The organism is Sphingobium salicis subsp. salicis (assembly GCF_049472635.1).
GTDB classification, from domain to species: domain Bacteria; phylum Pseudomonadota; class Alphaproteobacteria; order Sphingomonadales; family Sphingomonadaceae; genus Sphingobium; species Sphingobium yanoikuyae_A.
The window spans coordinates 1,984,100-2,010,411 of sequence record NZ_JAYRCS010000001.1 but is presented as its reverse complement, the minus strand read 5'-3'; the positions used below and the strand labels follow the sequence as shown (position 1 = coordinate 2,010,411).

Below are 26,312 nucleotides of genomic sequence, written 5' to 3'. Positions count from 1 at the left end.
GAAATGGGTCAAACCTCGAGTGGCCGTGCGAGGCCGGTCGAGATGCCGGTAGCAAGCTCGAACGGGCCTTTAATGGCCAGGCCATGCCCGTCGATGATCACCTCCTGCGGCGCCGCCTCATAGGACTGGTCGCGAATCTTCAGAACGGAAAGGACCCGCTTATACTCGGACCGGATTTCGACTTGTCGCATCATGATCAGATTATCGAGCAGACTGGATATCTCGGGTCCGGGGGCTGCTACCTCGGAGGCGAAAAGGTCACGCAATTCCCACGTACCGATCGTTGTAACGCCCAAAGCCCTAAGTTCGTTCGTCAGGGCCGCAAAAAATTCCACCAAGCGCGCGCGTTGGATCGCGGCACGCTCGAACCCGCCTAGTGAGTCGAGGAAAAGGCGTTTCACGCCCCGTGCGGTGACGGCGTCGAGGAGGCGGTAAGCAAGCTTGTCGAGCAGATTTTCGGTGAGCGGTTGCCACAAGATTTCGACTTGCCCGGCCTCGGTTTTGGCCTTGAGATCAAGCCCTAGTGCTTTGGCCTTGAGCAAGAGACGATCGGGCGTCTCATAGAAACCAAAATGAAGGCCTGGCTCTGCCTCAGTCGATTGTGCAAGGAAGTTGATGCCAAAAGACGTCTTCCCTGACCCGGAAGGGCCTATCAACAAGGTGGTCGAACCGCGAGGTAAGCCACCCCCGGTCAGCGGATCGAGCCCTTCGACGCCGGATGACAGCGGCTGTGGGTTTGGGCTATCTATGACCGACGGTGTGCGGAACGCCGCCTCGAGCCGCGGGAATACCGAGAGCCCGATGTCGGTTATCTCATATTGGTGATAGCCACCTAGCGCGGCACTACCACGGCTTTTGCGCAAGCGGGCACGTCGGACCGTGCGAACACCGACCAGCTCCTCATGCAGCTCAAGAACGCCATCGACCATCGTATGCTCGGGGCTGTCGTCCTCAACTCGCGCGCTCGTAAGAAAAAGGACCGTGCAACCGACAAAGGCCGCCTGGCTCTGCACCTCCGCGACGAAAGTCTTGACGTCGAGCTGAGACTCGGCGCGATCTCGCGCATTGAGGAGGCCGTCGAAAACAATGAGCGAGGCGCCGTGACGCTTGGTCTCCTTGCGCAACAGGTCGACCACCGCGTCCAGCCCTTCATTCTTCAAAGTCTGGAAGACACTCAGATAGACGACATTGCCGCCCAGCTGTTCCTTCTCAAAAAAGGTCAGCGTGGATAGCGATTGGAACAATCGGTCATGCGTTTCGGCAAGCAGCGTGATGTAAAGCACCTTCTTGCCTTCCTTCGCGCACGCAAAGGCGATTTGGTTGCCCAGGATTGTCTTACCAGCGCCCGGCTGCCCTTGGACAATATAAGATGAGCCCTCGACAAACCCGCCTCCGAAGATGGTATCCAAACCCGAGATCCCGGTCGAAAGGCGGGGAAGATGTTGCGTCACGGGAAACCCTCATAAGCCTTTGGCAGACCTTTTTGCGGCCTCCCTTTGGGGGTGAGTAGCAGCATGCGGGCTGAAGGTCTTGTAGCTTCGATACATTCTCGCAGATTTCTGCTAGAACGAAGAACGTCGCCAATCTGCGGGAGTCGAGGCCGATCTCTCGGTGGCGCGCCCGCCGATCAGCGAGGTCGTCACCTTCATCCAGCAGGGGTAGGTCTACCAGCAGGCGCAATCTGTCGATCGCAATAAATGGCAGCTTCCGGGAAAATCCGCAGCTGCAGCCGGAAACTCATGGGATGATGCCTCGTCGCGCCGCTACGAGATCAATCATGCAGTATCATGTCGTCGAGCATGCCTGCCAAGATCGTAAAGAGCGAAGGCCCGAGAGGCTACGCCTCAGCCGTTCGGCGGCCCGATCAGGTACTGAGCGTCCGTCACCTTCTCCATCCAGGTCACATTTTTCCCGTCGAGCGCTTCCTGAACAGCGACATGGGTCATCCCTTGCGTCGGCGTTGCACCATGCCAGTGCTTCTTATCGGCCGGGCAAAGCAGGATGTCTCCCGCCTGAAATTCGACGATTGGCTCACCTTCAACCTGCGTCCAGCCCACACCCTCGGTAACTATCAGGGTTTGGCCAAGCGGGTGGGAGTGCCACGCGGTTCGGGCACCCGGCTTGAACTCGACGACCGCGCCGGTGATGCGAGAGGGTTGATCCCGCTTGAACTGTCCCGTGATGGTCACCGTCCCGGTGAAGTTCTGAGCAGGCGCGCTCGTCGCCTGCATCTCTAACTTTCGATTGATCTGCATTTCCGAACGCCCTTTTGCTGCGGCATTACCAGCCGTCAGAAGTCCCAACGAAATGAGCACCGCGCCTATTGCTTTTGGCATGAGATGATCTCCGGCTTTCAAATTGATGTTCAGCGAGCCTGTTGCGCGCGACCTGCGATGAGTTTCCGATAGGCTTCCACGTCGAACGTGTCGGGATTGGGACCACTGCGCTCGTTAACGTTGATCCGATCGATGGACGCCAACTCGCTCTCGCTGAGCGTGAAATCGAGAACGTCGAAATTCTCAGCGATATGAGAAGGATTCGTGGAACGTGGGATGACGATCAGGCCACGTTCGATATGCCAGCGGATGATGACCTGAACGGGAGACTTTCCGTGCTTCGTTGCGATCTCACGGATGGTCGAGTTCGCAATATGCCGACCGACATTCTTTTCGCCGCCCAGTGGCGACCAGCTTTCGGTCGCGATGCCGCGCCGGGCATTAGCGGCTCGCATAGGCTGTTGGCTGAGCGACGGATTGATTTCGATCTGATTGACTGCCGGGACCACAGAGGTCGCCGCCTTCAGGTTGTCGAGGTGGTTTTCGTTGAAATTGCTCACGCCGATTGCCCGGATGCAACCGTCCGCATTCAGCTTCTCGAGCGCCTTATAGGCGGCAATCGTCTTGCCGAAATCCATCGGCACGGGCCAATGCAGTAGATAAAGATCGAGGTAGTCGAGCTTCAGCTTGCTTATGCTGAGGTCGAATGCCCGCATCGCCTGATCGTAGCCAAAGTCCTCGATCCAGAGCTTGGTGGTGATGAAGAGTTCGTTGCGGGCGACGCCGCTGCGAGCGATGCCGTCGCCAACCTCAGCCTCGTTGCCGTAGTTTTTTGCCGTGTCGATCAGCCGAAAGCCCGCACCCATGGCGGTTTGAACCATCTGCGCCGCCTCTACCGGCTTTACGTGGAAGGTGCCGAAACCCAGGATCGGCATCTTCACGCCGTTGTTGAGCGTGACCAGCGGAACTGTGCCATTCGCACCCTGAGACTGGCCATGCCGGGCCTGTGCCGACAAGATAGCGGGAGTGAGGGAGGCCGCGGTTGCGGCGGCCAAAAAGCTGCGTCTCGTGGTCATGGGAACTCCGCTTCTTGATTACGTTTGGAGAGGCGACCGGTTGGTCGAACTTCAGCGCTTACGATCGGCTTGCGAGGATCTTCTGGTAGGCTGCCACGTCGAACGTCTCGGGGTCAGGGCCGCCACGCTCGTTGATGTTCATGCCGTCGATCGCGCGCATCTCGCTGTCAGTGAGTGCGAACCCAAAGACGTCGAAGTTGCTGGCGATATGGTCGGGATTGATCGAGCGGGGGATGACGACGTTGCCCTGCTGAATGTGCCAGCGGGGACTATCAGGAATTTCGTGTGCGGCGAGGCATAATGGGCAACAAGGAGACCCAATATGTCACGACGGAAAGAACCCTCGATACCGAACGACATTCTCGATCAGTTGCTGGCCGGCACTGACGCGGCGGCGGCGCTCAGCCAGGGCGGCTTGCTCGATTCCCTGAAGAAGGCTTTTGCCGAACGGGCCCTCAACGCGGAGATGGATCATCATCTCGGGCACAATGACCAGGTCGGCAACAACCGCAATGGCTATGGTCGCAAGACGGTGACGACCGACAGCGGGCGGATCGAGATCGAGGTGCCGCGCGATCGAGCCGGCAGTTTCGATCCGCAGCTGATCGCCAAATACCAGCGGCGCTTCCCCGGCTTCGACGACAAGATCATCTCGATGTATGCGCGCGGCATGAGCACCCGGGAGATCACGGGTCATCTGCGCGAACTATATGGCATTGATGCTTCGCCCGATCTGATCAGCACGATCACCGACGCTGTGCTGGAGGAAGTCGCGGCCTGGCAGCAACGCCCGCTGGACCCGGCCTATCCGCTGGTCTTCTTCGATGCGATCCGGGTCAAGATCCGCGATGAGGGCATGGTCCGCAATAAAGCTATCCACATCGCCCTGGGCGTCATGGCCGACGGCACCAAGGTAATCTTGGGGCTATGGCTGGAACAGAATGAAGGCGCCAAATTCTGGCTGCGCGTCATGAATGAACTGCGCAACCGCGGCGTCGAGGACATCATGCTGGCCGTCGTCGATGGCCTCAAGGGCTTTCCCGACGCCATCAATGCGGTCTTCCCCGAAGCGATGGTCCAGACATGCATCGTACACTTGCTGCGAAACTCGATGGATTTCGTCGCGTGGAAGGATCGCAAGGCGCTCGGAATGGCTCTGAAAGCCATCTACCGTGCCGTTGATGCAGTGGCCGCCGAGGAAGCGCTGACAGCCTTCGAAGCAAGCTTCTGGGGGCAGCGCTATCCCGCCATCGGCCAGAGTTGGCGCCGAGCATGGCCCGAGGTCATCCCATTTTTCGCCTTTCCTGATGAGGTCAGGCGGATCGTCTACACCACAAATTCGATAGAAGCCTTGAACTCCAAGCTTCGCCGCGCTGTTCGTGCCCGGGGCCATTTCCCCAGTGATGAGGCCGCCACCAAGCTGCTCTATCTGATCTTGAACCGATCGGAAAAAGAGTGGAAAATGCCACCGCGCGAATGGAACATGGCGAAGGCGCAATTTGCCGTGCTCTTCGGCGAACGTTTCATCAGGGCCATGACGGCCTGATGGTCAACCGCCTCGCCGCACACGAAATTCCTGATAGTCCCTGCCAGCGGAGCACGACCTGAATGGGTGTCTTGCCATGCTTCTCGGCGATCGACGCTATCGATGAGTTTCTCAGCACATCACCGACGCGCTTCTGACCGCCGATAGGCGACCAGGCCTCCGTGATGATGCCGCGCGAAGCATTTGCAGCCTTGACCACGCGCTGGCTCAGCAGAGGGCTTAGCTCGACCTGGTTTACCGCCGGCACCACGTCCGTGTGATGCGATAGCTCGTCGAGATGCTCAGGGTTGAAATTGCTCACCCCGAGCGCGCGGATGCGCCCACTGATGAGCGCAGGCTCAAGCGCGTTGAAAGCGGCAATCGTCCGCTCAAAATCCATCGGAAGCGGCCAGTGCAGAAGATACAGGTCGATGTATTCGAGGCTCAGCGCCTCCATGCTCGCCTCGAACCCGCGCAGCGCATGTTCGTGACCATAATCCTCAATCCAGAGCTTCGTGGTCACAAAAAGCTCGCCACGATCAAGGCCGCTGTCGGCGATGGCTTGGCCGACCTCGGCCTCGTTCTTGTAGTTGGCAGCGGTGTCGATCAGCCGGTAGCCGGTCTCGATAGCGGTCCGCACGGCAGCGCGTGTATCTTCTGGTTTGATCGCGAACGTGCCGAAGCCAAGCGCTGGCATGTTGGCGCCTGTGTTCAGGCGAAGATGAGGCTGATCATTCATGGCGAGTTCCTTCTGAGATGAGATTGTGGGAAGCGATCAGCGCGCGGTGTAACCACCGTCGGGCGCGACGATCTGGCCGATCATGAAACCGGCGCCGGGGCTGCACAGCCAAAGGACGGCGGAGGAAATCTCGGCCTGGCTGCCCATGCGGCCAACGGGAATGTCCGCGATCACTGCATCAAGCCGACCCGGCTCGCGCTCCATCAAGCCCTGCACCAGAGGTGTCTCCGTGGTGCCGGGGCAGATCGCATTGATGCGGATGCCCTTAGGGGCATATTCCAGCGCAGCCGCGCGCGTCAGCCCGATCACACCATGCTTTGACGCCGTATATGCGCTCAGGCCAGGAATGCCGACCGTGCCGCTCTGCGAAGAGCAATTCACGATCGCGCCGCTTCCCTGTTCGCGCATCTGACGAAGCTCATGCTTCATGCAGTTGAACACGCCGCGCAGGTTCACGCCGATGATGCGGTCGAAATCCACGGCCTCCAAATCGGCCGTCTCAGCAATCCCGACGTGGATGCCGGCATTATTGAAGGCGAAGTCCAAGCGACCAAACGCCTGTTGGTTAGCCTGCACCATCGTCTCGACGGAGGCCTCGTCCGAAACGTCGCAAGCTATGCCGATCGCGTTGTGGCCGTTTTGCCGAAGTTCAGCAGCGGCGCGTTCAGCCGCCTGACCGTCCAGATCGGCGATAGTGACGCTGGCTCCAGCCTCCGCGAAAGCGCGTGCAGTTTGTAGGCCGATGCCAGACGCTGCACCGGTGACGATTGCAACCTGATCCTTGAACGAGAACACTTACAAGATTCCTTTGGCGGTTGCCGGACGTGGCGTCCGGTAGAGGCCCAGTCCGACGATCAATGCGGTAAGGGCGAAAAGCGTGGCGGAGACGATGAGCGGGGCCAGCGGGCCACTGCGATCGAGCAGCATCCCTCCCGCGACAGCGCCGCCCGTGTTTGCGAGTTGGATCACCGCGACCTGAAGGCCACCTGCGGCCTCCGAGGCGTCGGGGAGATTGCGCGCAATCCAGGTCGACCAAGCGACTGGGACCATGCCGAATGCGAAGCCCCAAATCGCCGTGAGTATGCTGGCTTCCACGGCTGCGGCACCCAGGAGGATCAAGCCCGCCGCGGATAGCGACAGCGCTATTGGCGCAAACAGCAGCGTTCCCCTGAGGCTACGGGAAAGTGCCGGCCCAGACGCGGCTGTCCCGGCCAGATTGCCCAGTCCGAAAAGCAATAGGATCGCGGACAACGACGTGTGGCTGAGATGGGTCACGCCCTCAAAAAACGGTCGCATGTAGGTGAAGAAGGCGAACTGCGCGGCGAACACTGTCGTGATAGCGAGGAGCGCCGTGCCGACCTGTGGGCGCTTTGCCACGGCGACGATGCTGCTGTTCTGAGCCTGCTCACCTGGCAGCATCTGTGGAAGTGCCGCCCACTGCCAGAGCCAGCACAAGCTGCCAAGAACTGCGGCAGCAGCGAATATAGCCCTCCAGCCAAGCATACCGCCAAGAAAGCTACCAAGCGGCGCTGATGCGACGAGGGCGACAGAGACCCCGCCGAAGATGATCGACAGCGCTTTCGGCAACGCCTGTGGTGGGACTAGCCGTGCTGCGACGGCTGCGGCCATCGACCAGAATCCACCCAGCGCGACACCTAATATTACGCGAGCGATCATCAGCACAGCAAAGCTGGTGGCTATCGCCGTCAGCGCGCTCGACAGGGCCATAAGGACAGAGAAGGATAACAACACGACCCGGCGATCGACCTTCGCTATCACCCTTGAGGTGAACAGGCTGGCAAACAACGCGGCCACAGCGGTTGCACTGATCGACTGACCTGCCATACCCGCGCTAATTGCGAGGTCTGACGCAATCGGGGTGAGCAGGCTGGCTGGCAGAAGCTCAGCCGTGATGATGCCGGCGACACTCAAAGCGACCGCGTAAACAGCGCCCCATCTAGTGTTTTGCTCGCTGGCGTTGGCGGCAAACACGCCTCCGGCGCCGAGCACTTGATGTTCTTGATACATTTGCCTCAGCCGTCTTGAACGGCGCGATGACGGACACGCAGTGTGAATGCAGCCGTGACCACAGAAAGAGCGGAGGTGGCGACGCTACAAAGGGCAAGCGCGTTCGATTTCGCGGCAATAGGGGCGATGACCGTGAAGGCCGCCGCCGCAATTATCAGCGGGAGGAACATACCAATCAGTGAGTTTAACGCCGACGCTTCCAGCGCGCGAAGTGCGCCGGAGAGGAATGCCAATCCTGAGAGCAAAACAAGCAGAAACAGGCCAGCAAGACCCCACTGCGGGTTGCCGTTGACGATGACGACTGCGATGACGCTCAACACCGCGCTGGTAATCGCGATCATCGGGGTGCCGACCGAGTTCCTTAGTGCGATTGCGACGCCTGCGCCGATCAGGAGCGCCAGCGAGATGCTGCCAAACAGGACCGGGGCGGACGCGTTCAGCGCATAGGGATAGGGCGCTAGTGCGGACAGGCTTGAGGCGAGCGCCAGGAGCAAGCTCGTCAAAAGCAAAGCTGAAGTTGCCGACACAATCGTAAGCTTTGGGGTGCTGAGCGCCGACGCTGTCGCGCCGTCGATACCTGCGTTCTGCGTGTCGTCCATTGACCGTCTCCCGACGCGCGCAGACGACCGCCCGCGCCCACGAAGCACGGCGCGCTACCTGTCTCTGCGATGTTGCCAGCGATGGGACTTGGCCTCTCACGGCCGTCGCATCGTCATGGTGGATTTAACGCACGAACCGAAAAAGGATTAGGGGTGGATCTCGCGATGCCAACGTGAGAAATTCTCATCGTCAAAGCGGCTGCACGTGGCGTAAGGTTTGCCGTGCCCTGCAGCTCCGCTCACACCGACGTTTCGATGCTCGTCGGTCCGGCGAGACAACAGCAGGGCTTTTCGACGGTAAATTGGAGGTCGGCAGCCCACTGTGCAAATCAATCGATCCGATCTGGCGGACTGCGCGTATTTCATCGCTATTGCTCGCCACCGCAGTTTCCGGCGGGCGGGTTTGGAACTTGGCGTAAGTTCCTCGGCGCTGAGCCATGCGCTAAAAGCCTTCGAGACTCGTTTGGGCCTGCGCCTTCTCAACCGGACGAACCGATCGGTGACGCTCACAGCCGCGGGCGAACAACTGCTGCAAGCCATCTCGGATCCGGTCAACGTGATCGGCGATGCCTTCGAGACTCTCAACCGGTTCCGTGACGCCCCGGCAGGTCGCATCAGGATCAATATGATGGCGGATGCGGCCGCCCTTCTCGTCAGCCCGATCCTGCCGGTATTCATGGAGCGCTACCCGGACGTCGAACTCGAAATCTCGGTCGACAATCACATCGTCGATGTCATCGACAGCGGCTTTGATGCGGGTATCAGGTATGGCGGGACTGTTCCTGAGGACATGATAGCGCAACGACTATCAGGCGAAATAGACTGGGTGATCGTTGGTGCTCCGTCCTATTTTGAACGGTTCGGAAGACCCCAGCATCCCAACGACCTCGCCGAACATCGCTGCCTGCGCATCAGGCTGGGGGACGACAGCATCTACAAGTGGGAACTGGACAAGGCCGACGAGAGCGTGGCGATCGACGTGCCTGGCATGATCACCGTGAACAATGCCGACGCTGCGCTGCCCGCCGTCCTGGCCGGCGCGGGCCTTACCTATCTTTCCGAACCACTGGTCAGGCCTTTGGTCGCGGCGGGGCAACTTGAGATCGCGCTGCCGGATTGGGCATCGACCGGGCCAGCGTTCCACCTGTATTATTCATCGCGCAGGAACGTGCCGACGGGTCTGCGGCTGCTGGTCGATTTGATCCGCGAGCTTAGGCCGCTTGGCTACTAGGGGACGGAAGATGAGCCCGCGATTGCGGCCGTGATAGCCATGATGGCCTTTGACGCTAGAATCCCGAACCGCAGTTGAAGGTGTAGACAATCAAAAACGCAGCGATTGAAATGCTCTCGCCTAACTGGACCGTTCCGATACACGTTCGGAACGACGTGATCTGGTCGGTGCGCCATGCCGGATGAGATTCAGCTATAGCCGCAACGCGGCACCGAAGCGGACATTCCACTAACGGCCGGTCTCGAGCGTCCTGATCGGCAAAGCGGACGGGCCGCACCTGGGAACGGGAAATTTGCAGCTGAGAGTCCGAGAAGGGGCGATGCTTACTTGAGGTCGGCGATATCCACAGAAGAATTCTGGAAGCCAGTGCCGATACCAAGGGCCTGGCTTAATCTTGATCAATGGGATTTTCTGGAACGGATGTCAGGTTCTCGGCTTTCTATGGGATATCCTATCGGAAGGCATCCTCGTGGCTACCCAGCTTAAACATCATGTCCCGCAATTTCTCGATCAAGACTTTCAGGAAGAACTGAGCCGCTGGAATAGACGGCGGCTGGCGCCGGCATTTCCACAGGATGTGTCTGTAGCGTCGTTTGGCGACGATATGACCATGCAACGGCTGCAGCAAGCCTTTCTGGAAAAACTGCGGGCTGAGGTGATCGATGAAGCCGCGGATGCGCCAACCGATCCCGACGGCTTTATCGGGTGGTTCGAGCAACTCAAGGCGATCGGGCCCGGGCAGCAGGATCGCCTTTTCCCTTGGCTTGCGGATAAGGCAGATCGGAATCAGTTGCGTTGGTTCCTGTCACAGGAAGCCGCTGGAGAGGCTGGTTTCGACGACCTCGTAGCGATGACGCAGGTGAAATTGCCCGCGCGCGCGAAGCTGGAATTGGCCCGTAATTATTGGGATGAGATGGGCCGGGGTAATGCCAAGGGCATGCATGGACCCATGCTTGACCAACTGGTCGAAATTCTCGACCTTGATACGCGCATCGAGAGCACGGTTTGGGAAAGCCTAGCGTTGGCGAACGCCATGACTGCCATGGCGTCTTTACGTGCCTATACATGGCATAGCGTAGGAGCCTTGGGCGTTATCGAACTGACCGCGCCCGACCGCTCGGCCCTTACCGCCCGCGGCCTGCGGAGGATTGGGCTTTCAGGAAGTGAGCGGCGCTATTTCGACCTTCATGCCGTACTCGACATTAAGCATAGCCGAGATTGGAATGATGAAGCGATCGCGCCTCTGGTCGCAGAAGAACCCCGGCGCGCCACGGCCATGGCCGAGGGCGCGCTGATCCGATTGCGATGCGGAGCACGCTGCTTCGAGCGCTACCGCGCCTATTTTGGAATAGAGTAAGGCGACATGCCCGAGAAATATCCCGAGGACCGCAAAATCTTACTGGTCGAGGACGACCCGGCCGTCGCGGCGATGATCGCTGAACTCCTGGAAGACGCGCATTATGTCGTCGACGGCCCCCACACCACTCTGGCCGATGGCATTAGCGCAGTAGCGGATGAGATGCCCGACGGCGCGGTGCTCGATGTGCGGCTTGGTGAAGGCGACTCCGGTTTACTGGCGGATGACCTGGATCTGTATGACATCCCCTATGTTTTCTGCGCGGGCGCATTCGATCATCAAGCCGTCCACGCGCATCCTGCCGCGCCCCTGATTTCAAAGTCCGACCTCGTTCGGCGGCTAGTGCCCACCTTGCGCCGAATGCTGCACTGACATTTCGGCAAGGGATGTTAAAAGCGACGAGAAGCCCGCCAAAGGGCCGGAGTGATGCCAGACAGTGTAAGGCCGAGCAGGCCGCTTAGACGAGGGCGGAAGGCGAGCGAGGTATAGGAACTCCTGCAATGTCAGTCAGTCCCAGTCCGCAAGACTTTCATCGACCAAAACTCGACGTTGACGGCGGTAAACGAAGTCGCCCTCGAGCGTGGGAACGCTCTCCATCGGAGAAAGTTATCGGAAGAACGAGTTGGAGACGATCATGGCTGCACGACCTTATTGGAAAGGCCAGATAAGACTGGCCTTGGTTTCGATCCCTGTCGAAATCTATTCGGCGACCAAGAGCGGCGCGACCATTGCATTCAATCAAATTCATGAGCCGTCGGGAAAGCGCATCAAATATGAGAAAGTCGTGCCCGGCATCGGCCCGGTAGATCTGGATGAGATCGTCAAAGGCTTTGAATATGCCAAGGGCGAATATGTCCTGCTCGATGAGAAGGAGATCGAGGGCGTCAAGCTCGAGAGCAAGAAAACTCTCGAACTGACGCAGTTTGTCGATAGCCACGAGATCGACGCGATCTATTTCGAAAAGCCCTATTATGTCGTGCCGGCCGACGACCTGGCCGAGGAAGCCTTCATCGTGCTGCGGGAGGCGCTCCGCCGCAGCCGAAAGATCGGACTTGGCCAGCTAGCGATGCGCGGGCGGGAATATGTCGTCAGCATCAAGGCCTGCGGTCGCGGAATGGTCATGGAAACCCTGCGTTATGCCGATGAGGTCAACAAGGCAGCGAGCTATTTCCGCGAAATCGGCGATGGCGATCCTGATGATGAACTCCTCGATCTTGCCACGACCCTGATCGACAAGAAAACCGGCAAGTTCGATGCCAGCGATTTTCATGACCGCTATGTCGATGCGCTCAAGGATCTGATCGAACGCAAGAAGAAAGGAAAGACCCTCAATATCGATGCGGACGATAGCGAAGGCGACCCGCGCGGCAGCAACGTCGTCGATTTGATGGCCGCACTTAAAAAATCGCTGGGCAGTGGCGATTCCAAGCCTGCTGGGAAGAAGGCGCCAGCCAAAACGGCAGCGAAGAGCGCCGATAAGAAGCCAGCAGTGAAGGCTCCAGCGAAGACGACGCGCAAGCGGGCGTGACCTCATGCCCGGTAAAGACCCAAACGCATCCGGCAGCGACGATGACGGTGATGATGCTTTCGCGGAGGGTGCCATCACACTCTGGAGCAATTTGCTGGCGCTGATCGGCACGCATTTGCTCGAAACTGGTATGCCGCGCCAGGAGGTTCTCGACATGCTGACGATGCTCCACGAAACCAATGAGGAAACTGTGCGATCGCCTCGCGCGCGCGCCATTGCAGGACAGCATCTGATGGCGGTCTACCGGGTGCTCGGAGAGGCTTGAGCGCCCTTAATCTGTCGGCCCGAAACGTCGGCGTTCGGGGTCGCGACGGCACGCGAAGTGACCCTTGATCCTTTCGTTGAAAAAGGCTCCCGCCGAGCCGGCCTTGCACAGCTCGTCGAAGATGATGGCAGGCACGTGATAGTAGAGATATTTGCCGGTCTGACGGAACGAGATGTAAAGCGTGTGCTCCTCATCATCGAACGTGACCCGCTCGATCATCGAAGAGTTTTTGAAACGGCAGGCGCGCATCAGCAATCAGCGAAATTACCGATGTCGCGTTCCCTGCCGGCCGACGAGCCGAATCAGAAACAAGGCCGGATGATGGTCTCGCCCAGACGGGGGCGGGGCCCCGTGAACCGGGCGCCGGCTCAAGGGTTATCTCAAGATGGCAGAAGAGGCGATCGACCAAAAACTGCGCGACATGGCCGAGCATCGTGGCCTCAAGCTCGTGAAATCACGCAGGCGCAAACCGGGTGTCGGCGACTATGGCAAGTTCGGGCTTACCGATGCAGCCGGCAATCCGTTGTTCGGCATTGGCGCACAAGGGCTGGAAGCGACGGCGCAAGATATCGAGGCCTATCTGCGGGCCGGTGCCGCCAGCACCTGGAAGGCATCGGCGGAAAGCACCCCGGCCAGACCAGTATCGACAGCCCGACCCGCAGGCAGCAATAACGACGACGGCCAGGATATGGAATCGGCCATTCGGCCGCGCTCGACACGCAGGTCTAAGAAACAGCCAAAAAATCCCGACAGAGGATATTCGCAAGGTCGCAAAAAAGCCGAAGGACCGCCAATAGATCGGTGCAAACACGAGGCCAAAGCGGCTGCGACTGTCAGGTCAGCATCGCGTCCAAACGACCGCAGCTCCGACCCTGCGCCGGTGCCCCAACCGAAACTGCTCATCCGCCCCGCAAAGGCAGCCGACGCGGAAGCGCTTGTCCCGTTGGTGCGACAGCTGTCCAGAGTAAAGCTGGACGAACTCGGTGTCGCCCGGAATCTGAAAGCAGCGCTCAAGGCGGAGGCCGACATGGCTGTCGCTGAATTCGGAGAAGTCGTCGGTTGCTGCGCCTGGGCCGTCATACCCACGATCCAGCACGGGCTGGTCGGCAGACTGACGTTGCTCCTCGTTGCGCAAGCATACCGAAGAAAGGGCATTGCCACCGCTCTGGTCGATGAGGCCGTGAAGTCGCTCCGCAAGGCAGGTTGCACGCGGCTTGAAGCGATGAGCGACATCGAGGTGAGGAATGCCCACAATTTCTTTCGCACGTTGAAGTTCGAGCAGACCAGCTACCGGTTCGCGCGGTCAATCGACCGCTAATGATCGCTGTCCGGTTTCGCCGCGCTTGTCAGACCTGAGCCGCGCAGGAACGAGTCATGGCATCCGGGGATTAAGGGAGCGAAGGGATCCGGAATCGACATGCCGAACGTACAGACCAGGAAGGAGGACAGGCTCGCCACCTATCGCGCCAAGCGTGATTTCGCGCGCACCGCCGAACCCTCCGGGGCGACACAGCCCGCCGCCGGTAATGGCTTTGTCGTCCAGAAACATGCCGCGTCCCGTCTACACTATGATTTCAGACTGGAGCTGGACGGTGTTCTTCTCAGCTGGGCCGTCACGCGCGGGCCCAGTACCAACCCGGATGACAAGAGGCTGGCTGTGCGGACCGAGGACCATCCGCTCGACTATGCCCGGTTCGAGGGCACCATCCCCAAGGGTGAATATGGTGGCGGAACCGTCATGCTGTGGGACAACGGAACGTGGGAACCGATCGCGGGCAAGGATCCGCGCGCGACCCTGACCGAAGGCCATCTCCATTTCATCCTTCATGGGCGCCGGATGCAGGGCGAATGGATCCTTTTTCGCATGAAACCGCGCGGCAGGGGAAAGGGGGAGAATTGGATATTGCGCAAGGTAAAGGATGCCTTTGCCGGCGGCTCGGACGATCTGGTCGGGCTCCACCTGACCAGCATAGATAGCGGGCGCACGATGGAGGAGATCGCTGCGGGCAAACCGATTGCAAGATTGAAGTCCAAGGCATCGCCGTCGGCCTCAGCCTCAGTAGAGGCGCAAGCCAGGAAGCCTGCCAGGGCAACGAAGCGTAGGAAAGCAGCCCGTATCCTGCCGCCGTTCCAGCCCGTGCAGCTGGCGACTCTTGTCGACCATGTGCCGCCGGGTGATCGCTGGCTGCACGAGCTCAAATATGACGGATACCGCACGCTGCTGGCGATCGGAAATGGCGAAGGCCGCGCCTATACGCGCTCGGGGTTGGACTGGTCGGACCGGTTCGCCGGACTGATCGGCGACGCCGTCACGCTTGATGCTGAAAGCGCCCTGATCGACGGTGAAGCGGTCGTGGTGTTGCCCGACGGCAGGACCAGTTTCCAGGCTTTGCAGGCAGCGCTCAAGGACGACCCAAACGCGATCGATTATTTCGCATTTGATTTGCTCGAACTTGACGGGGAAGATCTGACGCAACGGCCCTTGCTGGAGCGCAAGGCGCTTCTCTCCGCGTTGATTGGCGAGGGTCGGGGGCATTTGCGCTATTCCGACCATATCGTCGGGCGCGGCGAGCAGCTCTTCGACAGATTCTGCGACGCGGGGCTGGAGGGGGTCATCTCAAAGCGCATCGACGCACGCTATTCAGGCTCGCGCTCAGGGGGCTGGGTGAAGACCAAGTGCATCCGTCGGCAGGAGTTTGTCGTCGTCGGATGGACCCCCTCCGACAAGCAGCGGGGCTTTCGCGCCTTGCTGCTGGGGGTGAACGAGAAGGGCGTGCTGCGATACGCAGGCAAGGTTGGGACCGGGTTCACCGGTGACGAGATCGAGCGCCTGATGGCGTTGATGGCGCCGCTAGAACAGAAGACTGCGACGGTGGAGGCACCGCGAGCAGCCGTGCGCGGCGCTCACTGGATCAAGCCCAAACTCGTCGCCGAGGTCGCCTTCATCGAATTCACCGACGAAGGCGTGCTGCGCCATTCGAGTTATTTGGGGCTTCGAGAGGACAAAAAGCCCGAAGCGGTGGTGGTCGAAACCGAAGCGCTGGTCGGCGAACTCACCGCTCCGGGCGCTACCAGTGCCGTCAAGATCAGCAATCGCGACCGCGTCATCTTTCCCGAGGGCAAGCTCACCAAGGGGCAGCTCGCCGAATATTATGAAGCTGTTGCGGAGATCATGCTGCCCTGGAGCGGCAGCCGGCCGCTCAGCCTGGTGCGCTGCCCGCAAGGCCGAGACAAGAAATGCTTTTTCCAGAAACATGATGCAGGCAGCTTCGGCGATGCAGTCAGGCATGTCGCGATCCGCGAGAAGGATGGGCATGACGAGCCCTATCTGTTCGTGGACACGCCTGCCGGACTTCTGACCTGCGTCCAGATGGGCACGATCGAGTTCCATGGCTGGGGCGCTCGGATCGAGGACGTCGAGATGGCCGACCGACTGGTGTTCGATCTCGACCCCGACGAGGGGGTGGAGTTCAAGGATGTGGTCTCGGCGGCTGCCCATCTTCAGGACGTGCTGGGTCAGATGGGTCTCGCAACTTTCCCGATGGTGACCGGCGGCAAGGGAGTTCATGTCATCGCGCCGCTCACGCCGACCGCCCAATGGCCAGTGGTCAAGGATTTTGCGCACCGCTTTGCCATGGCCCTTGCGCAGGCCGATCCCGACCGGTTCACTGCGGCCCTGGCCAAGGCCAAGCGTACCGGACGCATCTTCATCGACTATCTTCGCAACCAGCGCGGCGCCACGGCCGTCATGCCGTACAGCGCGCGTTCGCGCCCCTTTGCGCCGATCGCCGTGCCGCTCAGCTGGGAGGAGTTGCGCGATCTGGACAGTCCGGCCCACTGGCATATCGGCGATGCCATGGAGATGGTGAAGCGAGCACGGTCCAAGGCACTCGCGCAATGGGGCCGTGCCGACCAGGTCCTGCCAGATTTGTGAAGATCGCCACCTGCAATGTAAAAGGCGTGAACGGCCGTTTGCCGGTCCCGCTTCGCTGACTAGCAGAAGCCGGGCCAGCCATCGTCATGCTCCAGGAACTCAAGGCGCCGGAGGAGAGGTTCCTGCAGAGCGCGCTTTGCGATCTTGGCTATCCTTCCATCTGGCATGGCCAGAAGAGCTTCGCGATCCTCAGCGCATTGATGCGCCGGTTGATGCTCATATGCGGGGTTGGGAGATATCGAGCGACCATGCGCCGGTGTGGGTCGAGCTTGGCGACAAGAAGGTTCGATGCCGAACCGCAAAGTCATGATGTGCCAGGGCGTGCCCCCTGTGTTCCGACTCATCTGCACTTGAACCACTGTCTGGCTGACAAAGTCTGCGGTGAATTATTTCAGCTGACTGTCCTTGCTGCCACGGCGATTGATCCCGACAGAACGGGCAGCCCTATCACGTTTGGACTGGCACGCAACACAGGTCCGGGTGCCAGGTAAGGCCTGCCGGCGTCGCTCGGGAATCTCCTCGCCGCAATCATCGCAATATACCGCGCTCTCGCCGGCAGGCATCATCGTCCGCGCACGCTGCACCGCGTCCTTGATCGTATCGTCAATCTGGCCTTGCACTGCGCCATCGGGCGCCCAACCATTTGCCATCGCCTTGACCTCCATATCCTAACCTCTCTTATTCACGACGCTCGGTTTCGGGCCCGCTCTGGGCATTTGCTGCGGCTGGCTGTATTGCGCGGACGACCGGCATCGCTGGCGTTTGTTTCACCGCATTCGGATTGATGGGCTTTTCGGGTTGAAGGGCTGGGCTCGGAGTTCTGCGGCGCTGCCGCATGGGCTACGTCGGCGCAGGCTTCAGCCGGAGAACGAGGGCGCGGAACAGGTCGGCATCCGGACAGGCGGAAGCGAAGGCAATGCGGATGCGGCTAGCACTTTCTACGACGCGCGCAGCGACCTTGAGCAGCCGCAGGCGCAAGGTGGTAAACTCCGCGCTTGCCAGAGCAGCGGTCCTGGGCATCGCCTGCTGGATGCGCCATAGCAGCCAGTATGCGGCAGTGTGCAGTATCAGGCGCATCTGATTGGCATTGGCCGAGCGGCACGAGGTTCGGTCGCTGGCGAGCTGGGACTTGTGGCGCTTGATCAGGTTCTCGGCCTGACCACGCGCGCAGTAGAGCGTGTCGTAGATGTGCTCGGCCGATCCTGTTGCCAACGAGGTGACGACATAGCGGATGTCCATGCCCAGCGTGCTGGCCTCGATCCGTGCAACGACGCGACGCTGGCACTTCCAGGTCTTTGCCCCATAGCGGGTCTCGGCATAGTTGCGCAGGACGGGACACTGACGCTGGGCGCGCTTGACCGCGCAGGCATCGGCGACCGCAACAATGGCGGGATCGGCGCGCAGCGCTGAATTGGTGGGCAGGCCGAACACGTAATCGACGCGGGCCGCATCGCAGTAGGCCATGACCTCGGGTCGACCATAGTGCCCGTCGCCGCGGATAGTGATGTGGGTATCGGGCCAATTACGGCGCAGGTGACGCACCAGGCGTCGGATGTGCCCCGCCGCCTCCTTTCCAGAAGGCGTCTTGCCTGTGCGCAGCAGCATGGCCACCGGCCTGCCGGTCGCGGTGTCGTAGATATGGATCGGTAGGAAGCAGCGCTCCCCATGATGCCCGTTCCAGAACGAGAGCTGTTGATAGCCATGCACGACGTCGCACGTGTCGTCGATATCCAGCGTGACCGCTGTCGGAGGGGCGGGATAGCTGGCGCAGTAGATGTCGATCATCGCGGCCATCATGCTGGCCAGTTCGCGCGTAGTCGGTGCATTTTCCCACCGGCTCATCGTCGGTTGGCTGGCCAGCCCCGCGCCCGATTCCGGCAGCTTGCCGAGCGCCAGGCGGAAGCCTGGATCGTCGCGCAGAGCATCGAGATCATCGGCATCCTCATAGCCGCACGCAATCGCGAACACACGGGCACGCAGAATGTCATCCAGGCGATGGATCACCCGCGCTGGATCGCGCGGATCGGCAATACAAGCCGCCAGGCGCTGGCAAATCCCCATCGCGCGCTCGGCCTGTGCAAGCAGTAGAACGCCGCCATCCGAGGTAAGCCGGCCACCGTCGAACGCAGCTGTGATTTTCTTGCGGCCGACTGCTGGGAATCCAAATGAGCTTGCGATATCATCGTTCATGGCGGGTGTGGCCCGTGGCATTTTCTGCCCTGCGGCAGGTTCGGCTTAGACACCCAGTTCCTAATTCAGATCAGAGGCTTACGCCACTCCCGCCAACCCTTCAGGACACTTTTGGTGAATAAGGCGGGCTAAATGGAGCTCCGGCGCGCTAAGTTCCAGTTGTGTGCCCATTGACGCAGTCATGGGGTTCCTGACCAAGCTGACGGGCAATAAGCGACCGCCGATCTATACAGTGGTGAACGACAATTTTGCCTATGTTCGACCGTATGCGCTTAACTATGAAATCAGCGTGCCAGCGTTTCTTCCAAAAAGGGCCACTCCACCGCAACCCATCTCGATAGAGGAAAAGCCAAAGGCGCTGCCTGCAGGGATTACGAGCGCCTCAATCTGTCACGCCCTCAAGCTTTCCAATGCCATGGAGATGGAACCGCACTCTACTTCCCTCGCTTCTGGCAAAAACGAAAAGCGTAGGCGGGATCGACATAAGAATGAGCGAGACAGTGACGAATGGACACGGCACCGCCGACGCGCAAAGGATTGAAGCTGAAGTTCTGGGCCTCGACAAAGGGACGGATCCCTTCGTAGCTGCGGTGCGGGCCACGCGCATGCCGATGATCATAACCAATCCGCGTCTGCACGATAATCCGGTGGTGTTCGCCAATGACTCCTTCTGTCGGCTGACGGGTTACGAGCGCGAAGAAATTCTGGGTCGCAACTGCCGATTTTTACAGGGACCAGAGACGGATCGGGCGGATGTCCAGGCCATTCACGATGCGGTGGAGGCGATACGCCCTATCGAGATCGACATTCGCAATCATCGTAAGTCCGGGGAGCCATTTTGGAACCGGCTCCTTCTTGCCCCCGTATTCGACGAAGCAGGAACGCTCGCATATTTCTTCGCCAGCCAGGTCGACGTGACGCTGGAGCGCGAACGCCTTGAGGGGCTCGAAAATTCGAACGCTGCCCTCATGGCTGAAATCACCAGCCGGCTCCAACGCCAGAACGAGCAGGAACGCGAGCTCGATTTTGCCCTTCGCGCCGGAAAGTTCGGGACTTGGAGTATCAATTTCGAAACCGGAGAGCTCACAACCTCTCCTGCGTGCCGGGCGCTGTTTGGCGTAGACACGGAAAAGCCGTTTACATTTGATGACCGCCTCGCGGCCATTCATTCCGCCGATCGCGCGGCTAACATCGATGCGATCGACCTGACACGGCGTACGGGAGGGGATTTCGACGTCACCTACCGGATCGTTACCCCGGAGGGTGAAATTCGCTGGCTGACGTCTCGCGGTCAGCCGTTTCTCAACGCCGACGGCAAACCCTTGCGGCTTGCAGGCATATCTTCCGATGTTACAGAGCAGAGGCGCGCTGAGCGAATGCGCATCGCGCTGGTCGCACTGAGCGATGTCGTGCGCGACGTGCAGGACCCTGCAGACATCTCCTTTGCGGCAGCCCGGATATTGGGCGAGGCACTGGAAGTCAGCAGGGCAGGCTATGGCGTCATTGATCCGGCTCTTGAGACGATCACGATCAAGCGCGATTGGAATGCCGAGGGCATATCGTCCCTGGCCGGGGTGCTGCAGTTCCGGGACTATGGATCCTACATCGAGGATCTCAAGCGCGGAAAAGACGTCATCATCGCCGACGCTGACCTTGATCCGCGGTCGGTGGAGGGGGCTGATGCACTCAAGGCCATAAGCGCGCAGGCAGTGGTCAATATGCCGCTCACCGAGCAGGGCGGCCTCGTCGCGTTGCTCTACCTTAACCATGCCACCGCGCGCGAATGGCTCGACGACGAGATCGCTTTCGTCCGGGAAGTCGCGGAACGAACCCGAATCGCTACCGAACGGCGACGGGCTGAAATCGAACTTCGCGAGCTGGCGGCCTCACTCGAGCAACAGGTCGAGCAGAGAACGCGAGACCTGATAGCCGCCGGAGAAGCGTTGCGCCCATCGCAAAAAATGGAGGCGGTCGGGCAGTTGACGGGTGGACTGGCGCATGACTTCAACAACCTGCTCACCGGGATCACGGGCGGGCTCGAGATGATCCAGATGCGTCGGGCGCAGGGTCGGCATGAGGATGTGGACCGCTATGTATACGCAGCGCAAGGTGCCGCGCGTCGCGCGGCCGCGCTGACACACAGGCTGTTGGCCTTTTCCCGCCGCCAGACTCTCGCGCCAAAACCAACCTGCGTTGTCGACCTCGTGAATGGCATGGCCGACCTCGTCATGCGCACCGTGGGGCCCTCCATTGAGGTGGAGGCGGTCAACGGCGTAGGGCTTTGGCCGGTCCTTGTGGATCCGAGCCAGCTGGAGAATGCTCTTCTCAATCTGTGCATCAATGCGCGTGACGCCATGCCCGATGGCGGGAAGATCACGATCGAAACAGGAAACCGATGGCTGGATCGCCGGACTGCTGTCGAGCGGGACATGGAGCCAGGGCAAAATGTATCCCTCTGCGTATCGGAAACCGGCACAGGGATGAGCAAGGAGACAATCTCCAAGGCTTTCGATCCATTTTTCACGACGAAACCCATAGGGATGGGAACGGGGCTCGGCCTCTCGATGATCTATGGATTCACGCGCCAGTCCGGTGGGCAAACCCGGATCTATTCCGAGCTCGGTCGCGGCTCGACGGTATGCCTCTACCTTCCACGCCATCTGGGGGAAGCGGGCAGCCCTGTAACACCGGAAGCCGAGCCGGCGCTGGCGCTTCAAGCACGGGAAGGCGAAACCGTTCTGGTGATTGACGACGAACCCACCGTGCGGATGCTGGTCGTCGAGATTCTGGAAGGTCTTGGCTATGGTGCGATTGAAGCCGTAGACGGCGCGGCAGGACTAAAAATTCTGGAGAGCGATGCACGAGTGGACCTGCTCATCACGGATGTCGGCTTGCCTGGTGGAATGAACGGCAGGCAGGTGGCAGACGCAGCCCGCGTGAAAAGGCCGGACCTTAAAATCCTCTTCATCACCGGTTATGCGGAGAATGCGGTATTAAGCCATGGGCATCTTGATCCCGGTATGCACATCCTCACCAAGCCCTTTTCGATGGAAGCCATGAAGCAGCGCATCACTGATCTGCTTCACTAACCTCTCTTATTCACGACGCTCGGTTTCGGGCCCGCTCTGGGCATTTGCTGCGGCTGGCTGTATTGCGCGGACGACCGGCATCGCTGGCGTTTGTTTCACCGCATTCGGATTGATGGGCTTTTCGGGTTGAAGGGCTGGGCTCGGAGTTCTGCGGCGCTGCCGCATGGGCTACGTCGGCGCAGGCTTCAGCCGGAGAACGAGGGCGCGGAACAGGTCGGCATCCGGACAGGCGGAAGCGAAGGCAATGCGGATGCGGCTAGCACTTTCTACGACGCGCGCAGCGACCTTGAGCAGCCGCAGGCGCAAGGTGGTAAACTCCGCGCTTGCCAGAGCAGCGGTCCTGGGCATCGCCTGCTGGATGCGCCATAGCAGCCAGTATGCGGCAGTGTGCAGTATCAGGCGCATCTGATTGGCATTGGCCGAGCGGCACGAGGTTCGGTCGCTGGCGAGCTGGGACTTGTGGCGCTTGATCAGGTTCTCGGCCTGACCACGCGCGCAGTAGAGCGTGTCGTAGATGTGCTCGGCCGATCCTGTTGCCAACGAGGTGACGACATAGCGGATGTCCATGCCCAGCGTGCTGGCCTCGATCCGTGCAACGACGCGACGCTGGCACTTCCAGGTCTTTGCCCCATAGCGGGTCTCGGCATAGTTGCGCAGGACGGGACACTGACGCTGGGCGCGCTTGACCGCGCAGGCATCGGCGACCGCAACAATGGCGGGATCGGCGCGCAGCGCTGAATTGGTGGGCAGGCCGAACACGTAATCGACGCGGGCCGCATCGCAGTAGGCCATGACCTCGGGTCGACCATAGTGCCCGTCGCCGCGGATAGTGATGTGGGTATCGGGCCAATTACGGCGCAGGTGACGCACCAGGCGTCGGATGTGCCCCGCCGCCTCCTTTCCAGAAGGCGTCTTGCCTGTGCGCAGCAGCATGGCCACCGGCCTGCCGGTCGCGGTGTCGTAGATATGGATCGGTAGGAAGCAGCGCTCCCCATGATGCCCGTTCCAGAACGAGAGCTGTTGATAGCCATGCACGACGTCGCACGTGTCGTCGATATCCAGCGTGACCGCTGTCGGAGGGGCGGGATAGCTGGCGCAGTAGATGTCGATCATCGCGGCCATCATGCTGGCCAGTTCGCGCGTAGTCGGTGCATTTTCCCACCGGCTCATCGTCGGTTGGCTGGCCAGCCCCGCGCCCGATTCCGGCAGCTTGCCGAGCGCCAGGCGGAAGCCTGGATCGTCGCGCAGAGCATCGAGATCATCGGCATCCTCATAGCCGCACGCAATCGCGAACACACGGGCACGCAGAATGTCATCCAGGCGATGGATCACCCGCGCTGGATCGCGCGGATCGGCAATACAAGCCGCCAGGCGCTGGCAAATCCCCATCGCGCGCTCGGCCTGTGCAAGCAGTAGAACGCCGCCATCCGAGGTAAGCCGGCCACCGTCGAACGCAGCTGTGATTTTCTTGCGGCCGACTGCTGGGAATCCAAATGAGCTTGCGATATCATCGTTCATGGCGGGTGTGGCCCGTGGCATTTTCTGCCCTGCGGCAGGTTCGGCTTAGACACCCAGTTCCTAATTCAGATCAGAGGCTTACGCCACTCCCGCCAACCCTTCAGGACACTTTTGGTGAATAAGGCGGGCTAAGAAATTGGATGGGGAGACAATAGCTGATCGCGCGTTTGCCGCGCCTATCCACGCGATCGCCATTATCGGCCTTAAGCTTCTTTCGGCCAGATGCATCGCCGCCAAGCTCGACCCTGCTACGCAGCCGCTGAATTGCATGACGCATGAAGCGCCGATTACTCCGCGCTGTTGGCCTTGTCTCGTGCGTCGCGGGGGTCCCGAGCTTTGCCGCGCGAAACAGTGCCACGACGGTTGGGCATCTGAATGTCATCGTCAGCGTGATCTGGCACCGGGTCGCGATGGGGAAACAGGCGTTCAACCAGGGTTGCTGCTACGAGCAACAAAAGGGCCAGAACCGTCCCAGCCAGCACGAGGAGATACTGACCTGCACCTGCAGTGATTCCTATGGCTGCTGCCATCCACAAACTCGCGGCTGTCGTCATGTTCCGGACATCGCCGCCGCGCACGAATATGAGGCCGCCGGCGATAAAGCCGATCGCCTGAGCAAGCCCCTGTATCACCCTTACGGGGTCACCTTCACCGTGATTTTCCACTAGTTCGAGCGCCGACAAGGTCAGCATGCTGGAGCTGAGCGAAACCAGCCCGTGCGTGCGAAGACCGGCATCATGGCCGCGGCGCTCATGCTCGAAACCGAGTGCCAGACCCAGTGCAGTGGCCAGGCCGAGCCTTGCGAGCGTCGTCATGAGATCGTCTTCAAGCATTGTCGGTTCGAGCCTGGAAAGTGAAGACGCGGTAGAGATAGTAGAGGAGGATACCCCCCATGATTACCATGCCGGCGGTCCCCAGATACTGATCTACGGCTCCCGATTTGCCTTCAAGCCAATATCCCATCCCAGCAAGCACGCTGTTCCACGCGGTTGCGCCAATGATCGTCAGCATCAGGAAACGCGGCAATTTTGTGCCGAACAGGCCAGCAGGTATGGATATGAGGGTGCGAAAACCCGGAATGACATGGGCAATCGGGATCGCCCAGATACGATGTCGCTCGAACCACCCGTCAATATGATCGATTTCTGCCGGTGAGAGCGTGAGCCAACGACCATGACTGCCGGCCCAGCCTTTCAATCTCCGCTCGCCCAATTTGCTGGCTATCCACCACCAAAAGAAAGCGCCGGCGCTTGTGCCGACCGTGCCAGAGAGGATGACGAAAATGATATTGAGTTTGCCGTCTGCCGCCGAATATCCCGCAAGCGGCATGATCACCTCGGATGGTATCGGTGGAAAGATATTTTCCAACATCATCAATAGAGCGATAGCCAAATAACCAAGCCGGCCAACAAGCTCGGTAATCCACTGTGTCATCGCCACGTCCTCGAGTTTCGCCTTTTGCTGTGCAGAAATAGCAGTTGAAGAACCGACCTGGCGCCAGCGAGAGAATCTCCGCCTGGGTCAGGCCAGCTTGAGCCTTTCCCGATACATCTGGCGCATAGGATCATCGCCATCTGCCTTTTTTTAGGGCCAACTCGAGACGAGGAAAGAGATCATGCTCCTCGCCCCGCATATGGGTTTCGATGTTTTGGCGAGTGGTGACAAATAGCTGTGCGTTGCCATCATACTCTCCTGATATCTTTCCTTCTCAACCATGCTGGCACAAAGGCGTTCCCGGGCGGAGAAATGGCGCTTGCTTCTGCCGGTGATCGATTGCCCCTGGTTAGCCTGCATGGGTGCGCGCCCCGATTGAGATGCCCCCAATTCAGGATGATCGAAAAGCAAAATAGGGCGAATCCATCCAACACAAGTTAAGCGGGAGGCACCTGAACCGATTTTATCGGAACAGTCGCGTCGTTAGCAGGTTGGTACCCGAAGGTTTAAGCGCACGCGCAGCCGCGGTTGCCCCCGGCAAAACCGCTTTGCACATCTGAAATGCAGGAGACGATCATGGCAGATCTGACCGCCATAGTTGAGCGTATGAACATAATCGGCGCTGATGGCGTCCACATCGGGACCGTGCACCGGCTTGAAGGTCACAGGATCAAAATGGTGAAGGCCGATAGCGGTTCTCATGGTGACCATCATCACTTCATCTCGACCGGCCTGGTGGCTGCGGTGGAAAACGATCAGGTGCGCCTGTCGGCTAATGCCGATTCCGCCATCCTGCTCGAAGAGGAACAGGATGGCGGGGCCATCATGGACGACGGCTGACAGCCAGGCGAAGCTAAGGATTGGAACATGACGGACACGGTACGAAAGACGCACGAGGACGATGTCGGGCTCATGACTGACAAGGAACTGATCGACACTTGGGAGGCGGCCTCCGGGAAGGAGATCGAAAATGCTTCCCCCTTCATGCGGGCCGTCATCGAGGCAATGGCCAAGCGGGACATCTCATCATCATCGCATCCACGGGTGGCGTGGTGAAAAAGCCCCTGAAGGCTGGAGATGCGGTTTCATGGAAAAGCCCTGGCGGTGATGCGCATGGCACTGTGGCGAAGAAAGTTACGGTCCCAACCCATATCAAGGGTCACAAGGTAGCAGCCTCCCGCGATAACCCGCAATTCATTGTCAAGACGAACACAAGCAAGCGTGCTGCGCACAAAGCTCAGGCTGTTACCAAGGGACGGGCTTGAGCAGAAAGGCCATTTCCGAAGGATTTGATATGGATGGCCGCCCCCTCGTCGCCGCGCAAGAAGGGAAGGGCCGTCTTGCTGATAGCGGGAATCGTGATTTCTCTCTTACTATCGATCTTCATGTGCCACAATTTCTGGCAAGCAGAGGAGATGAATGAAGATCAGGCAGCGGGCAACAATGCCGCCACCGCGCATACCGGCCCATCCTACAGTCAAAAGCCATGATATAATCGAACGTCCCGAATGCGACGTCGACAT

General features: G+C 59.9%; 26 protein-coding genes. 13 read left to right on the top strand and 13 right to left on the bottom strand.

All coding sequences use genetic code 11. The features are described 5' to 3' along the window. Positions 1–8: 8 nt before the first annotated feature. The 3 genes from VHN57_RS09695 to VHN57_RS09685 form a co-directional block, all read right to left on the bottom strand. On the bottom strand, positions 9–1,451 hold the full coding sequence (locus VHN57_RS09695) for an ATPase domain-containing protein (RefSeq protein WP_293919454.1): 1,443 nt from the start codon (positions 1,449–1,451) through the stop codon (positions 9–11). 393 nt (positions 1,452–1,844) lie between these two features. Continuing rightward, complete coding sequence (locus VHN57_RS09690) at positions 1,845–2,336, bottom strand: (R)-mandelonitrile lyase (RefSeq protein ID WP_293919453.1); 492 nt, start codon at positions 2,334–2,336, stop codon at positions 1,845–1,847. A 29-nt stretch (positions 2,337–2,365) separates the two neighbouring features. After that, the gene (locus VHN57_RS09685) at positions 2,366–3,352 is read right to left on the bottom strand and encodes an aldo/keto reductase (protein ID WP_081600938.1); all 987 of its coding nucleotides are present in this window, start codon (positions 3,350–3,352) and stop codon (positions 2,366–2,368) included. 322 nt (positions 3,353–3,674) lie between these two features. On the opposite strand from VHN57_RS09685, the gene VHN57_RS09680 reads away from it, so the two are divergent. Next, positions 3,675–4,898 (top strand): IS256 family transposase, encoded by a 1,224-nt coding sequence (locus VHN57_RS09680; RefSeq protein WP_423282641.1) that lies wholly within the window; start codon positions 3,675–3,677, stop codon positions 4,896–4,898. On the opposite strand, the gene VHN57_RS09675 is transcribed toward VHN57_RS09680, so the two are convergent. Genes VHN57_RS09675 through VHN57_RS09660 form a run of 4 tightly spaced genes read right to left on the bottom strand, consistent with a single transcriptional unit; the run spans position 4,879 to position 8,243 of the window. Next, positions 4,879–5,616: an aldo/keto reductase gene (locus VHN57_RS09675; protein ID WP_423283710.1), complete on the bottom strand. Its 738-nt coding sequence runs from the start codon at positions 5,614–5,616 to the stop codon at positions 4,879–4,881. The two genes, VHN57_RS09680 and VHN57_RS09675, sit on opposite strands and share 20 nt — an antisense overlap. Before the next feature lie 36 nt (positions 5,617–5,652). Then, entirely contained in the window at positions 5,653–6,411 is a 759-nt protein-coding gene (locus VHN57_RS09670; protein WP_017502233.1) for an SDR family NAD(P)-dependent oxidoreductase, read from the bottom strand. Beyond that, the gene (locus VHN57_RS09665) at positions 6,412–7,644 is read right to left on the bottom strand and encodes an MFS transporter (RefSeq protein ID WP_017502232.1); all 1,233 of its coding nucleotides are present in this window, start codon (positions 7,642–7,644) and stop codon (positions 6,412–6,414) included. It lies immediately after the preceding gene. Positions 7,645–7,649: 5 nt separating this feature from the next. After that, on the bottom strand, positions 7,650–8,243 hold the full coding sequence (locus tag VHN57_RS09660) for a hypothetical protein (protein WP_017502231.1): 594 nt from the start codon (positions 8,241–8,243) through the stop codon (positions 7,650–7,652). Between the two features lie 322 nt (positions 8,244–8,565). Between VHN57_RS09660 and VHN57_RS09655 the strand changes: the two genes are divergently transcribed. The 5 genes from VHN57_RS09655 to VHN57_RS09635 all read left to right on the top strand — a co-directional run bounded on the left by VHN57_RS09655 (position 8,566) and on the right by VHN57_RS09635 (position 12,624). After that, complete coding sequence (locus VHN57_RS09655) at positions 8,566–9,474, top strand: LysR family transcriptional regulator (protein WP_026109396.1); 909 nt, start codon at positions 8,566–8,568, stop codon at positions 9,472–9,474. Between the two features lie 469 nt (positions 9,475–9,943). After that, positions 9,944–10,831, top strand: a complete 888-nt coding sequence (locus tag VHN57_RS09650) for an iron-containing redox enzyme family protein (RefSeq protein WP_293919458.1) — start codon at positions 9,944–9,946, stop codon at positions 10,829–10,831. A 6-nt stretch (positions 10,832–10,837) separates the two neighbouring features. After that, a complete protein-coding gene (locus tag VHN57_RS09645) occupies positions 10,838–11,203 on the top strand; it encodes a response regulator (RefSeq protein WP_017502228.1) in 366 nt (121 codons plus the stop codon). 262 nt (positions 11,204–11,465) lie between these two features. Further along, positions 11,466–12,359, top strand: coding sequence for a non-homologous end joining protein Ku (ku, locus tag VHN57_RS09640; RefSeq protein WP_026109394.1), 894 nt, complete (start codon positions 11,466–11,468; stop codon positions 12,357–12,359). A 4-nt stretch (positions 12,360–12,363) separates the two neighbouring features. After that, positions 12,364–12,624, top strand: a complete 261-nt coding sequence (locus VHN57_RS09635) for a hypothetical protein (RefSeq protein ID WP_375188348.1) — start codon at positions 12,364–12,366, stop codon at positions 12,622–12,624. A 6-nt stretch (positions 12,625–12,630) separates the two neighbouring features. On the opposite strand, the gene VHN57_RS09630 is transcribed toward VHN57_RS09635, so the two are convergent. Beyond that, the gene (locus VHN57_RS09630) at positions 12,631–12,843 is read right to left on the bottom strand and encodes a KTSC domain-containing protein (RefSeq protein WP_017502225.1); all 213 of its coding nucleotides are present in this window, start codon (positions 12,841–12,843) and stop codon (positions 12,631–12,633) included. A gap of 166 nt (positions 12,844–13,009) precedes the next feature. Here VHN57_RS09630 and VHN57_RS09625 point away from each other — a divergent pair, with 166 nt between their 5' ends. Both VHN57_RS09625 and ligD read left to right on the top strand, forming a co-directional pair. Further along, complete coding sequence (locus VHN57_RS09625) at positions 13,010–13,942, top strand: GNAT family N-acetyltransferase (protein WP_017502224.1); 933 nt, start codon at positions 13,010–13,012, stop codon at positions 13,940–13,942. Positions 13,943–14,041: 99 nt separating this feature from the next. Beyond that, positions 14,042–16,558: a DNA ligase D gene (gene ligD, locus VHN57_RS09620; protein WP_017502223.1), complete on the top strand. Its 2,517-nt coding sequence runs from the start codon at positions 14,042–14,044 to the stop codon at positions 16,556–16,558. A 386-nt stretch (positions 16,559–16,944) separates the two neighbouring features. Here the strand turns inward: ligD and VHN57_RS09615 are convergent, their stop codons facing one another. Together VHN57_RS09615 and VHN57_RS09610 are read right to left on the bottom strand one after the other, a co-directional pair. After that, positions 16,945–17,208: a DksA/TraR family C4-type zinc finger protein gene (locus tag VHN57_RS09615; RefSeq protein WP_026109393.1), complete on the bottom strand. Its 264-nt coding sequence runs from the start codon at positions 17,206–17,208 to the stop codon at positions 16,945–16,947. 190 nt (positions 17,209–17,398) lie between these two features. Then, complete coding sequence (locus VHN57_RS09610; protein WP_013039775.1) at positions 17,399–18,748, bottom strand: IS1380-like element ISSp1 family transposase; 1,350 nt, start codon at positions 18,746–18,748, stop codon at positions 17,399–17,401. A gap of 488 nt (positions 18,749–19,236) precedes the next feature. Between VHN57_RS09610 and VHN57_RS09605 the strand changes: the two genes are divergently transcribed. Beyond that, positions 19,237–21,837: a PAS domain-containing protein gene (locus VHN57_RS09605; protein ID WP_017502221.1), complete on the top strand. Its 2,601-nt coding sequence runs from the start codon at positions 19,237–19,239 to the stop codon at positions 21,835–21,837. A gap of 168 nt (positions 21,838–22,005) precedes the next feature. Here the strand turns inward: VHN57_RS09605 and VHN57_RS09600 are convergent, their stop codons facing one another. From VHN57_RS09600 to VHN57_RS09590, 3 genes are all read right to left on the bottom strand, one after another. Continuing rightward, on the bottom strand, positions 22,006–23,355 hold the full coding sequence (locus VHN57_RS09600) for an IS1380-like element ISSp1 family transposase (RefSeq protein ID WP_013039775.1): 1,350 nt from the start codon (positions 23,353–23,355) through the stop codon (positions 22,006–22,008). 287 nt (positions 23,356–23,642) lie between these two features. After that, a complete protein-coding gene (locus VHN57_RS09595; RefSeq protein WP_423283703.1) occupies positions 23,643–24,188 on the bottom strand; it encodes an MgtC/SapB family protein in 546 nt (181 codons plus the stop codon). Further along, complete coding sequence (locus tag VHN57_RS09590) at positions 24,181–24,789, bottom strand: DedA family protein (RefSeq protein ID WP_017502219.1); 609 nt, start codon at positions 24,787–24,789, stop codon at positions 24,181–24,183. The genes VHN57_RS09595 and VHN57_RS09590 overlap by 8 nt, the downstream gene beginning before the upstream one ends. A gap of 576 nt (positions 24,790–25,365) precedes the next feature. On the opposite strand from VHN57_RS09590, the gene VHN57_RS09585 reads away from it, so the two are divergent. From VHN57_RS09585 to VHN57_RS09570, 4 genes are read left to right on the top strand one after another with little or no spacing between them, the layout of a single operon-like run. Next, complete coding sequence (locus tag VHN57_RS09585) at positions 25,366–25,629, top strand: DUF2171 domain-containing protein (RefSeq protein WP_026109392.1); 264 nt, start codon at positions 25,366–25,368, stop codon at positions 25,627–25,629. Positions 25,630–25,656: 27 nt separating this feature from the next. Beyond that, positions 25,657–25,845, top strand: coding sequence for a hypothetical protein (locus VHN57_RS09580; protein WP_017502216.1), 189 nt, complete (start codon positions 25,657–25,659; stop codon positions 25,843–25,845). Next, complete coding sequence (locus VHN57_RS09575) at positions 25,839–26,054, top strand: hypervirulence associated TUDOR domain-containing protein (protein ID WP_313737347.1); 216 nt, start codon at positions 25,839–25,841, stop codon at positions 26,052–26,054. The genes VHN57_RS09580 and VHN57_RS09575 overlap by 7 nt, the downstream gene beginning before the upstream one ends. 33 nt (positions 26,055–26,087) lie before the next feature. Beyond that, the gene (locus VHN57_RS09570; protein ID WP_017502215.1) at positions 26,088–26,279 is read left to right on the top strand and encodes a hypothetical protein; all 192 of its coding nucleotides are present in this window, start codon (positions 26,088–26,090) and stop codon (positions 26,277–26,279) included. Positions 26,280–26,312 lie beyond the last annotated feature (33 nt).

Bases quoted from the DNA above. Each gene is read 5' to 3' on its own strand.
- VHN57_RS09610 (WP_013039775.1), bottom strand. From the start codon at position 18,748: ATGAACGATGATATCGCAAGCTCATTTGGATTCCCAGCAGTCGGCCGC.
- VHN57_RS09580 (WP_017502216.1), top strand. From the start codon at position 25,657: ATGACGGACACGGTACGAAAGACGCACGAGGACGATGTCGGGCTCATG.
- VHN57_RS09625 (WP_017502224.1), top strand. From the start codon at position 13,010: ATGGCAGAAGAGGCGATCGACCAAAAACTGCGCGACATGGCCGAGCAT.
- VHN57_RS09685 (WP_081600938.1), bottom strand. From the start codon at position 3,352: ATGACCACGAGACGCAGCTTTTTGGCCGCCGCAACCGCGGCCTCCCTC.
- VHN57_RS09635 (WP_375188348.1), top strand. From the start codon at position 12,364: ATGCCCGGTAAAGACCCAAACGCATCCGGCAGCGACGATGACGGTGAT.
- VHN57_RS09660 (WP_017502231.1), bottom strand. From the start codon at position 8,243: ATGGACGACACGCAGAACGCAGGTATCGACGGCGCGACAGCGTCGGCG.
- VHN57_RS09690 (WP_293919453.1), bottom strand. From the start codon at position 2,336: ATGCCAAAAGCAATAGGCGCGGTGCTCATTTCGTTGGGACTTCTGACG.
- VHN57_RS09665 (WP_017502232.1), bottom strand. From the start codon at position 7,644: ATGTATCAAGAACATCAAGTGCTCGGCGCCGGAGGCGTGTTTGCCGCC.
- VHN57_RS09585 (WP_026109392.1), top strand. From the start codon at position 25,366: ATGGCAGATCTGACCGCCATAGTTGAGCGTATGAACATAATCGGCGCT.
- ligD (WP_017502223.1), top strand. From the start codon at position 14,042: ATGCCGAACGTACAGACCAGGAAGGAGGACAGGCTCGCCACCTATCGC.
- ku (WP_026109394.1), top strand. From the start codon at position 11,466: ATGGCTGCACGACCTTATTGGAAAGGCCAGATAAGACTGGCCTTGGTT.
- VHN57_RS09595 (WP_423283703.1), bottom strand. From the start codon at position 24,188: ATGCTTGAAGACGATCTCATGACGACGCTCGCAAGGCTCGGCCTGGCC.
- VHN57_RS09675 (WP_423283710.1), bottom strand. From the start codon at position 5,616: ATGAATGATCAGCCTCATCTTCGCCTGAACACAGGCGCCAACATGCCA.
- VHN57_RS09630 (WP_017502225.1), bottom strand. From the start codon at position 12,843: ATGATCGAGCGGGTCACGTTCGATGATGAGGAGCACACGCTTTACATC.
- VHN57_RS09570 (WP_017502215.1), top strand. From the start codon at position 26,088: ATGGCCGCCCCCTCGTCGCCGCGCAAGAAGGGAAGGGCCGTCTTGCTG.
- VHN57_RS09600 (WP_013039775.1), bottom strand. From the start codon at position 23,355: ATGAACGATGATATCGCAAGCTCATTTGGATTCCCAGCAGTCGGCCGC.
- VHN57_RS09645 (WP_017502228.1), top strand. From the start codon at position 10,838: ATGCCCGAGAAATATCCCGAGGACCGCAAAATCTTACTGGTCGAGGAC.
- VHN57_RS09605 (WP_017502221.1), top strand. From the start codon at position 19,237: ATGAGCGAGACAGTGACGAATGGACACGGCACCGCCGACGCGCAAAGG.
- VHN57_RS09590 (WP_017502219.1), bottom strand. From the start codon at position 24,789: ATGACACAGTGGATTACCGAGCTTGTTGGCCGGCTTGGTTATTTGGCT.
- VHN57_RS09680 (WP_423282641.1), top strand. From the start codon at position 3,675: ATGTCACGACGGAAAGAACCCTCGATACCGAACGACATTCTCGATCAG.
- VHN57_RS09615 (WP_026109393.1), bottom strand. From the start codon at position 17,208: ATGGCAAATGGTTGGGCGCCCGATGGCGCAGTGCAAGGCCAGATTGAC.